13 protein-coding genes are annotated in these 17,117 nt (G+C 71.5%); 2 read left to right on the top strand and 11 right to left on the bottom strand.

The genetic code is table 11. The features are described from left to right. Positions 1 to 3: 3 nt before the first annotated feature. From DEJ22_RS06325 to DEJ22_RS06275, 11 genes are all read right to left on the bottom strand, one after another. Positions 4 to 795, bottom strand: coding sequence for a ComEA family DNA-binding protein (locus DEJ22_RS06325; protein ID WP_181430639.1), 792 nt, complete (start codon positions 793 to 795; stop codon positions 4 to 6). A 95-nt stretch (positions 796 to 890) separates the two neighbouring features. Beyond that, entirely contained in the window at positions 891 to 3,452 is a 2,562-nt protein-coding gene (gene leuS / locus DEJ22_RS06320) for a leucine--tRNA ligase (RefSeq protein ID WP_111226371.1), read from the bottom strand. Positions 3,453 to 3,543: 91 nt separating this feature from the next. Beyond that, complete coding sequence (cydC, locus tag DEJ22_RS06315; RefSeq protein ID WP_111225827.1) at positions 3,544 to 5,232, bottom strand: thiol reductant ABC exporter subunit CydC; 1,689 nt, start codon at positions 5,230 to 5,232, stop codon at positions 3,544 to 3,546. Further along, complete coding sequence (cydD, locus tag DEJ22_RS06310; RefSeq protein ID WP_111225826.1) at positions 5,229 to 6,896, bottom strand: thiol reductant ABC exporter subunit CydD; 1,668 nt, start codon at positions 6,894 to 6,896, stop codon at positions 5,229 to 5,231. Before cydD ends, cydC begins: the two co-directional genes overlap by 4 nt. 10 nt (positions 6,897 to 6,906) lie before the next feature. Continuing rightward, a complete protein-coding gene (cydB, locus tag DEJ22_RS06305) occupies positions 6,907 to 7,911 on the bottom strand; it encodes a cytochrome d ubiquinol oxidase subunit II (protein ID WP_111225825.1) in 1,005 nt (334 codons plus the stop codon). Position 7,912: 1 nt separating this feature from the next. Beyond that, a complete protein-coding gene (locus DEJ22_RS06300; RefSeq protein WP_111225824.1) occupies positions 7,913 to 9,325 on the bottom strand; it encodes a cytochrome ubiquinol oxidase subunit I in 1,413 nt (470 codons plus the stop codon). 299 nt (positions 9,326 to 9,624) lie between these two features. Next, the gene (locus DEJ22_RS06295) at positions 9,625 to 10,545 is read right to left on the bottom strand and encodes an ABC transporter substrate-binding protein (RefSeq protein WP_111225823.1); all 921 of its coding nucleotides are present in this window, start codon (positions 10,543 to 10,545) and stop codon (positions 9,625 to 9,627) included. Further along, positions 10,542 to 11,270: an ABC transporter permease gene (locus DEJ22_RS06290; protein ID WP_111225822.1), complete on the bottom strand. Its 729-nt coding sequence runs from the start codon at positions 11,268 to 11,270 to the stop codon at positions 10,542 to 10,544. Before DEJ22_RS06290 ends, DEJ22_RS06295 begins: the two co-directional genes overlap by 4 nt. Further along, positions 11,267 to 11,983, bottom strand: coding sequence for an ABC transporter permease (locus DEJ22_RS06285; protein WP_111225821.1), 717 nt, complete (start codon positions 11,981 to 11,983; stop codon positions 11,267 to 11,269). Before DEJ22_RS06285 ends, DEJ22_RS06290 begins: the two co-directional genes overlap by 4 nt. Beyond that, the gene (locus DEJ22_RS06280) at positions 11,980 to 12,894 is read right to left on the bottom strand and encodes an ABC transporter ATP-binding protein (protein ID WP_111225820.1); all 915 of its coding nucleotides are present in this window, start codon (positions 12,892 to 12,894) and stop codon (positions 11,980 to 11,982) included. Before DEJ22_RS06280 ends, DEJ22_RS06285 begins: the two co-directional genes overlap by 4 nt. A 264-nt stretch (positions 12,895 to 13,158) precedes the next feature. Then, entirely contained in the window at positions 13,159 to 13,806 is a 648-nt protein-coding gene (locus tag DEJ22_RS06275; RefSeq protein ID WP_111225819.1) for a TetR/AcrR family transcriptional regulator, read from the bottom strand. 151 nt (positions 13,807 to 13,957) lie between these two features. Here DEJ22_RS06275 and DEJ22_RS06270 point away from each other — a divergent pair, with 151 nt between their 5' ends. Together DEJ22_RS06270 and DEJ22_RS06265 are read left to right on the top strand one after the other, a co-directional pair. After that, entirely contained in the window at positions 13,958 to 15,022 is a 1,065-nt protein-coding gene (locus DEJ22_RS06270) for an App1 family protein phosphatidate phosphatase (protein WP_111225818.1), read from the top strand. 169 nt (positions 15,023 to 15,191) lie between these two features. Beyond that, positions 15,192 to 17,078: a glycoside hydrolase family 15 protein gene (locus tag DEJ22_RS06265; RefSeq protein WP_111225817.1), complete on the top strand. Its 1,887-nt coding sequence runs from the start codon at positions 15,192 to 15,194 to the stop codon at positions 17,076 to 17,078. The last annotated feature ends 39 nt before the right edge of the window (positions 17,079 to 17,117 follow it).

Here is a 17,117-nt window from a genome sequence, read left to right as displayed (position 1 = left end):
GCGTCAGACCCTGACCCGCTCGCGCAACTCGGCGAACCGCCCGTCCCCGATGCCGCTGACCTCGAGCAGGTCCTCCACCGCCGAGAAACCCCCGTGCTCCTCGCGCCACGCGACGATCCGCTCCGCGAGTGCGGGTCCGATGCCCGGAAGCGTCTCGAGCGTCGCCTGGTCGGCGGTGTTGAGGTCCACGACCCCGCCCGACACGTCCTGCCCGCTGCCGCCCGCACCGCCGGCACCGGTGCCGCTGCCACCTCCGCTGCCACCGGACGCGCCGGCGACGTCCGGTACCAGCGCCTCGGGCAGCGCCGTCTCGCCGACGCGCGGGACGTAGAGCCGTTCCCCGTCGACGACGGGCCGTGCCAGGTTCAGCCGCGCGAGGTCCGCGTCCGCCGTCGCTCCCCCGGCACGCTCGAGCACCGCCTCCACCCGGGTGCCGGCCGGCACCTCGACGACACCGGCCCGCACCACGGCACCGAGCACGTACACCGCGACCACCGCGGGCGACGATGCGGACGACGACGGTGCCGGCGGCGCAGTCGAGGACGGAGTCGCCCGCTCACCCGGGTCCCCGGTCGACCCGGCAGGGGTCCTGCCGTCCAGCGGATGCCCGCCCGTGACCGTGACCCCGCCCGACGACCGGGCGCCGAGCGTGCCCACGGCGACCACCGCGAGCGCGACCACCACGACCACCGCGGCGAGCACCACGGCTGCCCGTGGGGTCAGCGTCCACCGGCGCCACCACGGGTCGAGGTCACCCGGTGACACCGCGGTGGGGCGGGACGCTGGACGGGACATGTCCGGCACGCTAGGTCGTGCCCGGACACGACGGCGGCCCGGCGTCCCCTCCTGTGGAGGAGCCCGCCGGGCCGGTCAGCTGGGGAGGACTCCCGTCAGCCCTTGATCGCGATGTTCACGAGCTTCGGCGCCCGGACGATCACCTTCACGATCTCGCGGTCGCCGATGTACCGCTGCACGTTCGCCGACGACCGTGCGAGCTGCTCGAGCTCGTCCGCCTCGATCGACTTCGACACCTCGAACGAGTCGCGGACCTTGCCGTTGACCTGCACGACGGCGGTGAGCGTGTCCTGGACGAGCAGCGTCGGGTCGGCCTTCCGCCAGCCGTACGTCGCGACGGTCGCGTCGTAGCCCAGCTTCTCCCACATCTCCTCGCCCGTGTACGGCGCGAAGACGCTCAGGCCGAGCGCGACCGTCTCGACCGCCTCGCGCACGGCGGGGTCGCCCGCACCCGGACCGTTGTCGATGGCCTTGCGGGTGACGTTCACCAGGTCCATGAGCCGCGCGATCACGACGTTGAACTTGAACGCCTCCATGAGGCCCGGGGCGTCCGCCAGGAACCGGTGGGTGACCTGGCGCAACGCCCGATCACCGTCGGCCCACACGGCGTCCTTCGGGCTCGTCACGTCGAGCGCCAGACGGTAGGCACGGGCCAGGAAGCGCGCGGACGCCGACGGCGACACGTCCTCCCAGTTGATGTCGTCCTCCGGCGGACCGGCGAAGCCCATCACGAGACGGATCGCGTCGACACCGTTCGCGTCGAGCTCGTCGCCGAGCGAGACACCGCCCTTCGACTTCGACATCTTCGAGCCGCCGGACAGCACCATGCCCTGGTTGAGCAGCGCCGAGAACGGCTCGGTGAAGTCGAGGTACCCGAGGTCGAACAGGACCTTCGTGACGAAGCGCGCGTAGAGCAGGTGCAGGATCGCGTGCTCGATGCCGCCGATGTACTGGTCGACCGGGGCCCACTTGCGAGCCGTCGCGGGGTCGAACGCCTGGGTGTCGTCGTTCGCCGACAGGAAGCGCAGGAAGTACCACGACGAGTCGACGAACGTGTCCATCGTGTCGGTGTCCCGCGTCGCCGGCGACCCGTCGACCGGGTTCGGCACGTTCACCCAGTCGGTCGCCCCGCCGAGCGGCGACGTGCCCTTCGGCTTGAGGTCGAGCCCCTCGGTGGAGGGCAGGGTGATCGGCAGCTGGTCCTCGGGCACCGGGTACTCGGTGCCGTCCTCGCCGTGGATGATCGGGATCGGCGTGCCCCAGAAGCGCTGGCGCGAGATGAGCCAGTCGCGCAGGCGGTACGTCTTCGCGGCGCGGCCGGTCCCGCGCTCCTCGAGCAGCGAGATCGCTGCCGTGATGGCGTGCTGCTTCGACATGCCGTCGAGCGGACCGGAGTTGATCATCCGCCCCTGGCCGGTCAGCGCCTCGCCCGTCGACACGGGGTCGAGCGCGGGCAGGTCCTCGAGGGTCGCGCCCTCGGGGATGACCGGGATCGCACCGGTCACGGGCTGGTTCGTGTCGACGACGACCTTCACCGGCAGGTCGAACGCCCGCGCGAAGTCGAGGTCGCGCTGGTCGTGTGCGGGGACCGCCATGACGGCACCGTGGCCGTAGTCGGCCAGCACGTAGTCGGCGGCCCAGATCGGCAGGCGCTCCCCGGTCAGCGGGTGGATCGCGGAGCGGCCGAGCGGCACGCCCGTCTTCGGGCGGTCGGCGTTCTGCCGGTCGATCTCGGACGTCTTCTGGGTCGCGGTCAGGTACTCGGTGAAGGCCGACCGGACGGACTCGGCGGCCGACTCCACCAGTTCGGCCGCCAGGTCGGAGTCCGGCGCCACGACCAGGAACGTCACGCCGTAGATCGTGTCGGGACGTGTGGTGAACACGGTCACGGGCTCGTCGCGGCCCTCGATGACGAAGTCGACGTCCGCGCCGACCGAGCGACCGATCCAGTTGCGCTGCTGCGCGATGACCTTCGCCGGCCACCGGCCCTCGAGCTGGTTGAGGTCGTCGAGCAGGCGGTCGGCGTACTTCGTGATCGCGAAGTACCACTGCGTCAGCTTCTTCTTGACGACGACCGCGCCGGATCGGTCCGAGGTGCCGTCGGGCAGGACCTGCTCGTTCGCGAGCACGGTCTGGTCCACCGGGTCCCAGTTGACCCAGCTGTCCTTCCGGTACGCCAGGCCCTTCTCGTACATCTTCAGGAACAGCCACTGGTTCCACTTGTAGTACTCGGGGTCGGAGGTGTGGATCTCGGTGGTCCAGTCGAACGACGGCGCGTACCGCTTGAACGACGCCTTCTGCTGCTCGATGTTCGCGTAGGTCCACTCCTTGGGGTCGACCCCGCGCTTGATCGCGGCGTTCTCCGCCGGCAGGCCGAAGGAGTCCCAGCCGATCGGGTGCAGGACGTTGAACCCCTGCTGCCGCCAGTAGCGCGCCACGAAGTCGCCGAGCGCCCAGTTCTCGGCGTGCCCCATGTGCAGGTCACCCGACGGGTACGGGAACATCTCGAGGATGTACTTGCGCGGCCGCTTGTCGTCGAGGTCCGTCGTGAAGAGCCCGAGTTCCTCCCAGCGGGGCTGCCACTTCTCCTGGATGCGCCGGAAGTCGTAGGCGTCGGGGTCAACGGCTGCGTGCTCGGTAGGGTGCTCGGTGGTCACGATCACCTAGGGTACAAGGCCCGGAGGCCCGTCCCGGCCCCGCCGTCGGACCGCACCGCCGCCGTGCGGCACGGTGGGCGCGGCACCCGGATCACACCGTCACGAGCCGCCCGTCCCGCATCCGCAGCGTCCGGTCGACGAGGTCCGCCGGCACCGGGACGTGCGACACCACCACGACGGTGCGCCCGGCTCGGCGCGCGGCCCCGACGAGGTCGCGCAGCACGGCGTCGCCCAGGTCGGGGTCGACGTCGGCGGTCGGCTCGTCGAGCACGAGCACGGGGAACGCGTGCAGCAGGGCACGCGCGAGGGCCAGACGGTGCGCCTGCCCGCCGGACAGCAGCACGCCGCGCTCCCCGACCGGGGCGTCGAGGCCCCCGCGACGTTCGACCCAAGCGCCCAGACCCACGCGGTCGAGCACCTCGGTGAGCTCCGCGTCGGTCGCGGTGTCGCGGGCGAACAGCAGGTTCTGCCGCACGGACCGGTCGAACACGAAGGGGTCCTGCTCGACGAGGCCCACTCGCGCGCGGACGGCGTCGGGGTGCATCGTGCGCGCCTCGACCCCGTCGAGCGTGTACGACCCCTCGTGGTCGACGAACCGGACCAGGGCGTCGACGAGCGTCGACTTGCCGGCGCCGCTCGGCCCCTCGAGCACGACCACCTCGCCGGGGTGCAGGTCGAGCGAGACCCGGTCGACCGCCGGGGCCGACGCTCCCGGCCACCGGACGGTGAGGTCGCGGAGCGAGACGGCGACCGGGCCGTCGACGACGAGGTCGTGCGGGTCGGCGGGCTCGTCGGGCTCGGGCACGATGCCGGGCGGCACGACGGCGGGCACCACCCGTTCCACGCGTTCCGCGGCCGCACGCACCCGTCGCAGGGTGAGCACCGCGAGCGGGACCCCCGCGACGACCTCGAAGAGCGCGAGCGGCACGAAGACCGCGAGCGCCCAGAGGGGACCGTCGAGCGCACCCGTCACGACCGCCGGCGCCCCGACCGCGAGGACCCCGACGACGGCTCCCCCGCCGACCAGACCCACGAGCGCGCCGACGAGCGACTCGACGGTGGCCCGGCGGCGGACAGCACGGGTGACCCGGTCGTCGAGCGCGGCGATGGACGCGAGGCGGTCCGTCAGGGTGCCGTAGGCGACGAAGACGTCGAGCGTCCGGACGGTGTCGAGCACGAGGTCGGCGACCCGGCCGCGCGCCGCCGCGGTCTCGCGGTCGGATCGCCGGGCGACCGCCAGGGTCGTGGCGGTCCCGAGCAGCGCCGTGACGGCGAGCGCCGCGACGAGGACGAGGGCGGCCGGCGGCCACACGACCGCGACCGCGACGACCGACAGGACGGCGACGACCCCTGCCGAGACGAGCGGCCCGACGACGCGGATCGGCAGGTCCTGCAGCCGGTCGGTGTCGGTGACGAGCCGCGTGAGCAGGTCGCCGCGCCCGGTCGGACCGAGGCCCACCGGGGCCACCGACGCGAGTCGTCGGTACATCTCGGTCCGCACCACGGCGAGCTGGCGGAAGGACGCGTCGTGCCCGGCGAGTCGGTCGACGTAGCGGAGGGCCGCGCGGCCGAGCGCGAACGCGCGCACCCCGACCATGACGAGCGTCAGGTAGAGGATCGGCGGCTGCTCGGCGGCCCGGGTCATGAGGTACCCGCTCGCGGCGAGGAGTGCCACGGCACAGACCGCGCTCAGCGTGCCGGCGGCGACCGCCTTCGCCCACCCGGTCCCGTGCGGCACGGCGAGCCGGAGGACGGACGTGGGGCGTGCCTCCCGGCTCATGCTCGTGCTCCCTGCCGGGCCGTCACGGTGACCGCACCGCCGGAGTGCACGTCGACGCGGACGTCGGCCGCTGCGAGCACCGCGGGGCGGTGGCTCGCGACGACGACGACCGCGCCGTCGTCCGCGAGCGCCCGCACGGCGCGGACGACGGTCTGCTCCGCCTCGGCGTCGAGCGCCGATGTCGGCTCGTCGAGCAGCACGAGCGGGGTCCGCCGCCGTCGGGCACGGTACAGGGCGCGCGCGACCGACACCCGCTGTGCCTGGCCGCCGGACAGGCCGCTCCCGCCGGACCCGACCGGGAGGCCCGGGTCGACCTCCAGCCCGGCCTCGGCCAGGGCGCGGCGGACGTCCCCGTCGTCGGGCTCGCTGGTGAGCGCCACGTTCTCGGCGACCGTGCCGCGCACCAGGCGCGGCCGCTGGTCGGCCCACGTCGTGCGCTCGAGACGCGTCGCGCCGGCCGGACCGGGCACCGTGACGGTGCCGTCGTGCGGCAGGGCCCCGCGGAGCGCGGCGACCAGGCTCGACTTACCGGACCCGCTCGGTCCCGCGAGCGCGACGACGGTGCCCGGGGCGGCGCGGAGGTCGAGCGGACCGATGACGACGTCGGGGCGGCGCACGACGAGCCCGGTGACGACGAGGTCCGCGGCGGCCGCCTCCGTGGCCGCCGCGACGGGCTCCGCCGCCGGCGTCGCACCGGGTCCGCGGTCGTCGAGGACGTCGAGCACCGCAGCCGAGGCCTCGACCCCGTCCTGTGCGGCGTGGAAGTCGGCCCCCACCTGCCGGATCGGCGCGAAGGCCTCCGGCGCGAGCACGAGCACGAACATCGCGGCGCCGAGGCCGAGCGAGCCGTCCACGAGCCGGACGCCGATGGACACCGCGACGAGTGCGACCGACAGGCTCGCTGCGAGCTCCAGGGCGAACCCGCTCACGAACGACAGGCGGAGGACCCCGATGGTGCCGCGTCGGTACTCGTCCGTGACGGTGCCGATGCGTCCGACCTGTCGGCGGGCGCGGCCGAACGCCTTGAGGGTGGCCAGCCCTTCGACCGCCTCGGTGAACGCACTGCCGAGCCGGGCGAGCGCGTCCGACTGGTTCCGCTGCAGCGCCTGGGTCGCCAGGCCGATGAGGATCATGAACACCGGGATGACCGGCATGGCGACGAGGATCACCAGCGCACTGGTCAGGTCGCCGTACCCGATGGCGACCAGCAGCACGGGCGTCGCGACGGCGGTGAGCGCGAGCTGCGGCACGTACCGACCGAAGTACGCGTCGAGGGCGTCGAGCCCCGGTCCGAGCGTCGTCGCGAAGCCCGCGGAGGACCGTTCGGCGAGCCAGGCCGGCCCGCGCTCGGCCGCCCGCGCCAGCACGGTGGTCCGCAGTTCGCTCTTCACCGTCGCACCGGCACGTGCCGCCAGGTCGTCCGTCGCCCACGCGGCGACCGCGCGGACCACGAACGCCCCCGCGAGGAGCGCCAGTGTCGGCACGAACGCCGTGGGCACACGGCCGTCGCGGACCGCGTCGACGCCGAGCGTCACCGCCGTCGCGATCCCCCACGCGATCCCGATCGTGGCGAGGGTGCGGACCAGTCCGGTCGCCGCCGACGCCACGACGGAGCCGCGCGCGGCCCGGGACAGGCGGAGCAGGCGTGGGTCGAGCGGCTTCACGGCCGACCGCCTAGTGCGCTGCCTGGGCGATGTGCGCCCGCGAGACACGCTTGCGGAACACCCAGTACGTCCACGCCTGGTAGGCGAGCACGAGCGGGACGAAGATCAGCGCCACCCAGCTCATCACCGTGAGGGTGTACTGCCCGCTCGATGCGTTCCACACGGTCAGGCTGTTGGCCGGGTCGTTGGACGCGGGCATGACGTCCGGGAAGATCGCGGTGAACATCGCCAGCACGACCGCGGCGATCGTGACCGCCATGAGCGCGAACGCGCGCCCCTCCCGGCCCCAGGCGTTGCAGAGCACGGCGAGGACGAGGGCGAGGGCCGCCACCACCGAGAGCACCAGGCTCGCCGGGGTGGCCCGGACGAACGCCATCGCCACCAGGAACGCGGCGCCGACGACGATCGTGACCACGCCCGCGCGGGTCGCGAGCCGCTTGGCCCGCTCGCGGATCTCGCCCTCGGTCTTCAGCGCGACGAACACGACGCCGTGCGTGAAGAACACCGTGAGGGTCGCGAGCCCGGTGAGCAGGGCGAACGGGTTGAGCAGGTCGAACAGGGTGCCCGTGTAGTCGTGCCCGGCGTCCATCGGGATGCCGCGGACGACGTTGCCGAACGCGACGCCCCAGAGGAACGACGGCACCGCGCTGCCGACGATGATCATCAGGTCGAACCGACGCTTCCACTCCAGGTGCTTCTCCTGGTGCCGGTACTCGAACGAGACACCGCGAGCGATGAGCGCGGCGAGGATGAGCAGCAACGCCAGGTAGAACCCGGAGAACATCGTCGCGTACCACTCCGGGAACGCTGCGAAGAGGCACGCGCCGGCGACGATGACCCAGGTCTCGTTGAGGTCCCAGACCGGGCCGATCGTGTTGATCAGCACGCGACGGTCGGTGTCGTCCTTGCCGAGGAACGGCAGGGACATGCCGACGCCGAAGTCGAACCCGTCGAGCACGAAGTACCCGACGAAGAAGAGTCCGACGATCGCGAACCAGAGAACGGGCAGGTCCATCTCAGTACACCGTCACTTCGTGCTTGACCTCGCCCGTGGCCTCGTCGACCTCCGCGGGTGCGGCGGGACCCTCCTGGGCGACCTTCTTGATGAGCTTGAACTCGACGACCGCGAGGGCGCCGTAGATGAGCGTGAACACGACCAGCGAGATCAGGACCTCGACGCCCGTGACGTTCGGCGACACACCGTCGGCCGTGCGGAGCAGCCCGAAGACGAGCCACGGCTGACGGCCCATCTCGGTGAAGACCCAGCCCATGATCATCGCGGCCATCGGCAGCGGGACCGACCACGTCGCCACGCGCCACACCCAGCGCTGGGTCGGGAACCGGCCGCGGCGGGTCAGCCACAGGCCGACGAGCGACACGAGCACCGCGCCGACACCCAGGGCGATCATCCACCGGAAGGACCAGTAGGTCACCCAGATGATCGGCTTGTAGTCCCCGGGCCCGTACACCTCCGTGTACTGCGCCTGCAGGTCGTTGATGCCCTCGACCGTGCCGGTGAACGTGTGGGTCGAGAGGAACGAGAGCAGGTACGGGATGCGGATCGAGAACAGTTCGTGCACCCCGTCCGGCGTGCCGAGCGTGAAGATCGAGAACGAGGCGTCCTTGCCCGTGGACGTGTTGTAGAGCGCCTCGGCCGCGGCCATCTTCATCGGTTGGGTGTCGACCATCGTCAGGCCGAGCTGGTCGCCCGACAGCACGGTGAGCGCACCGGACGCGAGCATGGTCCACATGCCGAACTTGAGCGCCGGCATCATCGTCTCGAGGTTCTGGTTGCGCGCCAGGTGGTAGGCAGCGACGGCGACGATGACCGAGGCGGCCACCATGAAGGCACCGAACAGCGTGTGCGGGAACGCGGCCAGGGCCACCTTGTTCGTCAGGACGGCCCAGATGTCGGTCAGCTCCGCACGCCCCTTCGTCTCGTTGATCGCGAAGCCGACCGGGTGCTGCATGAACGCGTTGGCCGCCAGGATGAAGTAGGCCGACAGCATCGTGCCCACGCTCACGCACCAGATGCTCGCCAGGTGCACGGCCCTGGGCAGGCGGTCCCACCCGAAGATCCAGATGCCGATGAAGGCGGCCTCGAAGAAGAAGGCCAAGATCCCCTCGAGCGCGAGCGGAGCGCCGAAGACGTCACCGACGAAGCGCGAGTAGTTCGACCAGTTCATGCCGAACTGGAACTCCTGCACGATGCCGGTCACGACGCCCATCGCGAAGTTGATGAGGAAGATCCGGCCGAAGAACCGGGTCAGCTGCAGGTAGTGCGCCCGACCGGTCCGCACCCACGCCGTCTGGAACACGGCGACGACGACGGCCATGCCGATCGTCAGCGGGACGAAGAGAAAGTGGTAGATGGTCGTCAGACCGAACTGCCACCGCGACAGGATGAGCGGATCGAGGATGTCGTTCATGCGGCGTGTCCGAGCCGGGTCGCCGCGCGCTGTTCGAGCACGTCAGTTGCTTCCTACGGGAGGTGGGACTGGTTCTGTGTCACCCCATCGGGACACCTCCACGCTACCGGCCGGACACCTGGTTCGACAAGTTGTAGAGCCCGTTCGTGCACGAACGTGCATGAGCTCTGATCGGCACAACCGTGCGGAACACTGGTGCCTGACGGACGCTCGACGACAGCCATGGGAACGACGACAGGTGCCGGGCCGAAGCCCGACACCTGTCGTTTCAGGACCGTGCAGCGCGCAGCGCCTGCGTCCTACAGCAGTCCCTCGTCCTGGAGGAACTGCTTCGCGATCTCCGAGGCCTTCTCCTTGTCGGAGACGCTCTTCTCGTTGAGCTCGATGAGCTTCTCGGTCGTCAGCTTCTCGTTCACCTCGTCGATCGCGTCCGCGGCCTTCTCGTCCACCTTCGACGAGACCACCGGGATCACGTTCTGCGGCAGGATCAGGTTCTCCGGGTCCTTCAGCGAGACGAAGTCGTTCGCCTTGATGCTCGGGTCCGCGCTGTAGATGTCGGCGAGCTGGACGGTGCCGTCCTTGAGCGCCTTCACCGTCAGGGCGCCGCCGGAGTCCTCGACCGCCTTGAAGTCGACGTCGACGCCGTAGACCGACTTGAGGCCCTCGGGTCCGTACGGGCGGGTCTGGAACTCGGAGTTCGCGCCGACGGTCAGCTTCTCCTGCACGTTCTTCAGGTCGGCCAGGCTCGTGACGTCGTTCTCCTCCGAGAACTGCTTCGTCACGGTGTAGCTGTCCTGGTCCGTGGCCTCGGCCTCGTCGAGGACGCGCAGTCCCTTCGGCAGGGCCTTCTCGAGCCCGTCGTCGATCTCGTCGGCGGTCTTCGCCGTCGACTCCTTGTCGAAGTACTGCAGCAGGTTGCCGCTGTACTCCGGCATGACGTCGATCGCGCCCTTCTCGAGCTGCGGGATGTAAACCTCGCGCTGTCCGATGTTGAAGTTGCGCTCGACGGTGAAGCCGTCCTTCTCGAGCACCTGGGCGTAGAGCTCGGCGATGATCTCGTTCGAGTAGTACTGCTGCGAGCCGATGACGATCGTCTTCGAGTCGGAGGACGCGCTGGAGCCGCTGCTGAGCGGGTCTCCCGACGAGCAGCCGGTCAGGGCTGCTGCGACGCCGAGTGCCGTTGCGGCGGCGAGGGCGACGCGGATACGTGCTGTGATCACGATGGGTTTCCTTCCGGGATGGGATTGCGGGCTCGCTCGCGCGATCCCTGGCGCTGCCGCGCGGACGGGTCGAGGGTGCCCTTCGGCACCGACGCCCGCTGCAGTGCGGCGAACACGATCTCGAACGCGATCGCGAGCGCGATCACGAGGATGGACGCGCCGAGCATCTCGGCGTAGTCCTGGGTCTTGAGGCCGAGGAAGAAGTACCCGCCCAGTCCGCCGGCACCGACGTAGGCGGCGAGGGTGGCGGTCGCGACGACCTGGAGCACGGCCGAACGGACACCACCGATCAACAGCGGCAGCCCGAGGGGGATCTCGACCTTCCAGAGGACCTGCCAGCCCGTCATGCCCTGGGCCTTCGCGGCGTCGATCGTCACCGGGTCGACGGACTCGATGCCCGCGTACGCACCGGCGAGCACCGACGGGACGGCCAGGACCACGAGTGCCAGCAGCGGCGCCTCGAGTCCGATGCCGAGCAGGAGGCCGAAGAGCGACAGCACACCGAGCGTCGGCAGGGCGCGGATGCCACCGGAGAGGGCGATCGACAGGCCGCGTGCTCGACCCGTGTGGCCGATCGCGTACCCGATCGGGACCGCGATCACCGACGCGATGAGCACCGCGAGCAGGGTGATCCAGACGTGCTCCCAGAGGCGTCCGGGGATCGCGTTGAAGCCGGTGTAGTTGGCCGGGTCGAACACCCAGCCGAATGCCTGCCCGATGATCACGAGGCGACCTCCGCTCGCTGCAGGAACCGGCGTGCGGTACGACGGCTCCGGGGCGCTCGACGTGTCCACGGCATGACCATCCGGCCGAGCAGCACGAGCATGCCGTCGAGCACGAACGCGAGCACGAGCACCATGACGATGCCGGAGAGGATCTCCTCGGTGATGCCGCGTGCGAGTCCGTCGGTGAACAGCGACCCCAGGCTCTGGATGCCGAGCACGGCGCCCACGGTGGTCAGCGAGATCGTCGAGACCGCCACGACGCGGAGGCCGGCGAGCAGGACGGGTCCGGCCAGGGGCAGCTCGACGCGGAAGAAGCGCTGCACGCCCGAGTACCCCATCGCGGTCGACGCCGCCTTGGTCCCGGCGTCGACCGAGGTCAGGCCGTCCACGGTCGAGCGGACCATGAGCGCCAGGCCGTAGACGGTCAGGCTGATGATCACGTTGACCGGGCTCTGCAGGCTCGTGCCGATGATCCCGGGCAGCGCGACGAACAGCGCGAGGGACGGGATCGCGTACAGGAGCCCTGCGAAGGTGACGATGCCGCTCCCGACGCCCGCCGCGAACCGGGACCCACCCGGACGCTGCAGCCGGACCACGAGCCACCCGATCGGGATGGACAGCAGGAAGCTGATGATGATCGGTGGGATCGCGATCGCGAGGTGCGCGACCGTGGCGTCACTGATCGTGTCGAGGTTCGACAGGATCCAGTTCACCGCGGTCCCCCACCCTGCGCCGGAGCACCCGGGGCGGTGTCACGCGCCCCGGCCTCTGCCACCTGCGGCACCGCGGCTGCGGCGTCGACCACCTGCACCGGACCGGTGAGCACACCGGCTGCCCGGCCGTCACCGTCCACGACGATCGGGCCGGTCGGGGTCTGCTCGACCCGCAGGGCACGACGACCGCGCCCGGCACCGATGAAGTTCGCGACGAAGTCGTCCGCCGGCTCCGCCAGGATCTCGGCGGGGGTGCCGAGCTGGGCGATCTCGCCGCCCTTCTTGAGGATGACGACCTGGTCGCCCAGCTTGAAGGCCTCGTCGATGTCGTGCGTGACGAAGACGACGGTCTTCCCGAGCTCGCGCTGCAGACGGATCAGCTCGTCCTGCAGGTCGTTGCGCACGAGGGGGTCGACCGCCCCGAACGGCTCGTCCATGAGCAGCACGTTCGGGTCCACCGCCAGCCCGCGGGCGACGCCCACCCGCTGCTGCTGGCCGCCGGAGAGCTGGGACGGGTACCGGTCGGCGAGCCCGCGGTCGAGACCGACGGTGTCCATGAGTTCGAGGGCACGCGCGCGGGCCTCGCCCTTCGATACCCCGGTCAGCAGCGGCACGGTGGCGATGTTGTCGGCGACCTTGCGGTGCGGCAACAGACCGGCGTTCTGCATGACGTAGCCGATCCGGCGGCGGAGCTGCACGGGGTCGACGCCGGCGACGTCCTCGCCGTCGATCTCGACCGATCCGGAGGTCGGGTCGACCATCCGGTTGATCATGCGGAGCAGGGTGGTCTTCCCGCACCCGCTCGAACCGACGAACACCGTGGTGGTCCGCGACGGGATGACGAGGTCGAACTCGTCGACCGCCGTGGTGCCGTCCGGGTACGTCTTGCGTACCGAGCGGAACTCGATCATGGGTGCCCTTCTGTCCGGAGGTAGCCCGACTCCGTGCGAGCGTACCCGCGCGAAACGGATGTCGTTGCGCCGTGACAGCGCATGACGGTCCGCGGACAACCACCCGCGCACCCACCGCTGCTCCGAGCGGTTCCTCCCGCTCCTGGCGGGTCCTCCCGGGCCACGGCGGCGGCACGCACGACGCCCGCGTCCCTGTTCGGAACGCGGGCGTCGTGGGATCGGTCCGTGCTGCCGGCCGGGCGCGTCGGCGCGGCCGGGCGCCGGTCAGGAGGCGGCGACCACCGCTTCGAGGTGGGCGCGGCTCATCGTGCGGTACTCCTCGATCAGCGCGGTGTCGGGAGCCGACCGGTCGCGCACCGCCCGCGCGATGACGGCGTGGGCAGACTCGGCCAGGACGACCCAGGTGCGCTGCACCCGCTCGTTCGTCGGGAACCCGAAGCGGTCGTGCAGGACCTGTGACACGGCTGCCCCCAGCGCAGCCATGCGGTCCTCGGCGTCGTGGCTGCCGGTGTCCGCCGCGTCGCCGAACCGGATCGCCCGGAAGCCCGGCTCGGTGCGGTACATGTCGACGGTGGCGTCGATGAGCGCGTCGCAGGCGTCCTGCCACGTGGCGGCGTCGCTCTCGTCGAGCGCCGTGAGGAACCGCTCGGCCAGTCGCTGGGTGCTGCGGATCGCGAGCGCCTCGACCACGGCGATCCGGTCCGGGAAGTACCGGTAGACCGTCCCGATGGAGGCCCCCGCCCGTTCGGCGACCATGGCGGTGGTCAGGCGCTCGAACCCGATCTCGTCGATGACCGCGGCCGCGGCGTCGAGCAGTCCCGCGAGGCGCGCCGAACTGCGGGCTTGGACCGGCTCGTTCCTGAGCAGTGATGATCCCCCCGGCAGTGCGTTCGATACCTCGGTGACGAGCACGTGTTCTCCTCTTGCGCTCCCGGTGGAGCGCGGTCATGTGGGAAGTGACGGAGGCAATGGTCGCAGAGACCGGCTGGAACGTGGCTGCGACTCACCACGTCCGTGGGACGCCCGACAGCCGTCCGCAGCCGCCGCGTGGGAGGATGGCCCCATGCCCGACTGGACGCCCCACGAGCCGTCGTTGGCCGAGCCGATCCTGCACCGCGCCGCCCGCATCGAGGACGCCGTGCAGGAGTTCCGGGAGCACCGTGCCCGGCGCCGCGGGCTCGTCCCGACCGTCATCCCCTACACGGGCTACGGCGCACCAGGGTGGATCCGCGTGCTCTGCCGGGTGCTGCTCACCCGGCGCGGTCTCGCGTCCGACGCCTCCTACTACGGCGTGCGGGGCTGGCGGAGCTTCACGAGCGTCGCGGTCGACGACGCCGAGGTGACCGTGACCGCGGGTGGCACCACGCACGTGGTGCAGTCGGACCGCGGCGGCGTGGTCGACGCGAAGGTCCCGATCGACCTCGAACCGGGGTGGCAGACGGTGCGCCTTTCGGCCGGTGGGATGCGCGACGTCGAGGCCGACGTCTTCATCGTGGACCCCGACACGCGCTTCGGGCTGCTGTCGGACATCGACGACACGGTGATGGTCACCTCGCTCCCCCGACCGATGCTCGCGGCGTGGAACTCCTTCGTCCTCACCGAGCACGCGCGCCGTCCGGTGCCGGGGATGTCGGTGCTCTACGAACGCGTCCTCGCACAGCACCCCGGGGCTCCGACGGTCTACCTGTCGACCGGCGCGTGGAACGTCGCGCCGACCCTGCAGCGCTTCCTCACCCGGAACATGTACCCGTCGGGCACCATGCTCCTCACGGACTGGGGGCCCACCCACGACCGGTTCTTCCGCAGCGGACAGCTCCACAAGCAGCAGAACCTCCGCCGGCTCGCGAGCGACTTCCCGGACGTGCAGTGGCTGCTCGTCGGCGACGACGGCCAGCACGACGAGACCCTGTACGGCGACTTCGCCCGGGAGCACCCGGAGAACGTCGCGGCCGTCGCCATCCGGCAGCTGTCCACGAGCGAGGCGGTCCTCGCCGGTGGCCGGTCGCGCGCCCAGGAACGGTCCCGCGACAGCACGGCCCCGTGGGTCTACGCACCCGACGGCGCAGGGCTCTGGTCGGAGCTGGCCCGGGTCGGCCTCGCCGAGGCGGACCCCTCGGCACCGCTCTGAGCGCGAAGCGCACGACGCGCAGGGCGCAGCGCGCTCCGCGGTGCGCCATGCGCGGTGCGCGGTGCGCGGTGCGACGCGACGCAACACGACGCGATCCTGACGCCGGGCCGGCGCTGAGCACACCCTCAGCCCGGGCGGTGAAGGCGCGCACGGGTGGTTGGATCGGCCCATGAGCACCGGAACCCCGCCGAACCGCATCGAGGACCACGCCCTCATCGGCGACACCTGCACCGCCGCCCTCGTCGGACGGGACGGCACGATCGACTGGGCGTGCCTCCCGCGGTTCGACAGCCCCTCCACCTTCGCCTCCCTGCTCGGCACCGAGGACCACGGGCACTGGTCGCTGCGCCCGACCGACCCGGCGGCGACGAGCACCCGGCACCACCACCGCGACACGCTCGTGCTCTCGACGGTGTGGACCACGGCCACCGGTGTCGTCGAGGTCACCGACCTCATGCCCGTCGGGACCCACCGCGCGGCGATCATCCGCCGGGTGCGCGGCCTGCAGGGCTCGGTCGAGGTCGAGCAGACGCTGCGGATCCGCTTCGACTACGCCCGGGCGCTCCCCTGGGTCCGCCAGATCGGCGGCGACGACGACCCCGCACTGCTGGCGACCGCCGGCCCCGGCTCGGTGATCGTCCGCGGTGTGCGCTTCCACGCCGACGACCACCGCCACACGAGCACGGTGACGGTGCACGACGGCGACGTGGTCGACACGGTCCTCACCTGGTACCCCTCGCACCGGGAGCCACCGGAGCCGCTCGACGTCGACGCAGCGATCCACCGGACCGAACGGTGGTGGCGGGACTGGATGGCGACCGCGCACACCGAGGGCCCGTACGCCGAGGCGAGCCGGCGCTCCCTGCTGCTCCTCCGCGCGATGACCCACGGGGAGACCGGCGGCGTCGTCGCGGCCGCGACCACGAGCCTCCCGGAGGACCCCGGCGGCGAACGCAACTGGGACTACCGGTACGTGTGGCTGCGCGACGCCTCCCTGGCGCTCGCGTCCCTGATCGCCCACGGCTACCGCGACGAGGCCACCCACTGGCGGGGGTGGCTGCTCCGCGCGATCGCCGGCGACCCCGCGGACGTGCAGATCATGTACGGCGTCGCCGGCGAGCGGGAGCTCCCCGAGCGGACGATCGAGGAGCTGCCCGGCTACCTCGACTCCGTGCCCGTGCGGACCGGCAACGGTGCGTCGACGCAGTACCAGGGCGACGTCTTCGGCGAGGTGCTCGCCGCCCTGCACGACGCGCGCGAGCTCGGCGTCGAGGAGAACGCCGACTCCTGGGCGCTCCAGCGCGCGCTGCTCGGCTACGTCGAGGAGCACTGGCAGCAGCCGGACAACGGCATCTGGGAGATGCGCGGACCCCGACGGCACTTCACGCACTCGCGGGCGATGATCTGGGCGGCGTTCGACCGTGGCGTCGCCGCCGTCGAGGAGTTCGGGCTCGAGGGACCGGTCGACCGCTGGCGGACCCTGCGCGACGAGGTGCGCGCCGAGATCGAGGAGCACGGTTGGAACGCCGCACGCGGCAGCTACCGGCAGCACTACGACACCGACGAGGTGGACGCGAGCCTGCTCGTGCTGCCGCAGATCGGCTACCTGCCCGCCGACGACCCGCGCATGACGGGCACCGTGGCGGCCATCGAGCAGGACCTGCGCGGCGGCGAGGACGGCCTGGTGCTGCGGTACCGCACGACGTCGGGCTTCGACGGGTTGTCCGGCAGCGAGCACCCGTTCCTCGCGTGCTCCTTCTGGCTCGTCGAGCAGTACGCCGCATCGGGGCGCATCGAGGACGCCGAACGACTGATGGACGTGCTCGTCGGCTTCGCCAACGACGTCGGCATGCTGTCCGAGGAGATCGACGTCGCGACCGGGCACCACATCGGCAACACCCCGCAGGTGCTCTCGCACCTGACGCTCGTGTCCGCCGCGGACGCGATCGCGCGGGCCCGCGGAGCGTCGTCGGGCCACCGGACGCGGCTCGCCGTGCACGACGGGGGCACGCGGTCGTGGACGGGAGGCGGCCGACGGGCCGGCGCGCCGTCCTGACCCTGTCGATCAGCGCGAAGGAGGCAGTTCCGCGCGAAG

The sequence above is a fragment of the Curtobacterium sp. MCSS17_007 genome, from assembly GCF_003234175.2.
In the GTDB taxonomy this organism is placed as follows: Bacteria; Actinomycetota; Actinomycetes; order Actinomycetales; family Microbacteriaceae; genus Curtobacterium.
The sequence above is the reverse complement of the archived record's forward strand: the minus strand, read 5'-3'. Positions and strand labels throughout refer to the sequence as shown.

What these genes read in the sequence shown, in the direction of transcription:
- DEJ22_RS06300 (WP_111225824.1), bottom strand. Translation starts at nt 9,325, where the DNA reads ATGAACGACATCCTCGATCCGCTCATCCTGTCGCGGTGGCAGTTCGGT.
- DEJ22_RS06280 (WP_111225820.1), bottom strand. Translation starts at nt 12,894, where the DNA reads ATGATCGAGTTCCGCTCGGTACGCAAGACGTACCCGGACGGCACCACG.
- DEJ22_RS06265 (WP_111225817.1), top strand. Translation starts at nt 15,192, where the DNA reads ATGAGCACCGGAACCCCGCCGAACCGCATCGAGGACCACGCCCTCATC.
- cydB (WP_111225825.1), bottom strand. Translation starts at nt 7,911, where the DNA reads ATGGACCTGCCCGTTCTCTGGTTCGCGATCGTCGGACTCTTCTTCGTC.
- DEJ22_RS06325 (WP_181430639.1), bottom strand. Translation starts at nt 795, where the DNA reads ATGTCCCGTCCAGCGTCCCGCCCCACCGCGGTGTCACCGGGTGACCTC.
- cydC (WP_111225827.1), bottom strand. Translation starts at nt 5,232, where the DNA reads ATGAGCCGGGAGGCACGCCCCACGTCCGTCCTCCGGCTCGCCGTGCCG.
- DEJ22_RS06270 (WP_111225818.1), top strand. Translation starts at nt 13,958, where the DNA reads ATGCCCGACTGGACGCCCCACGAGCCGTCGTTGGCCGAGCCGATCCTG.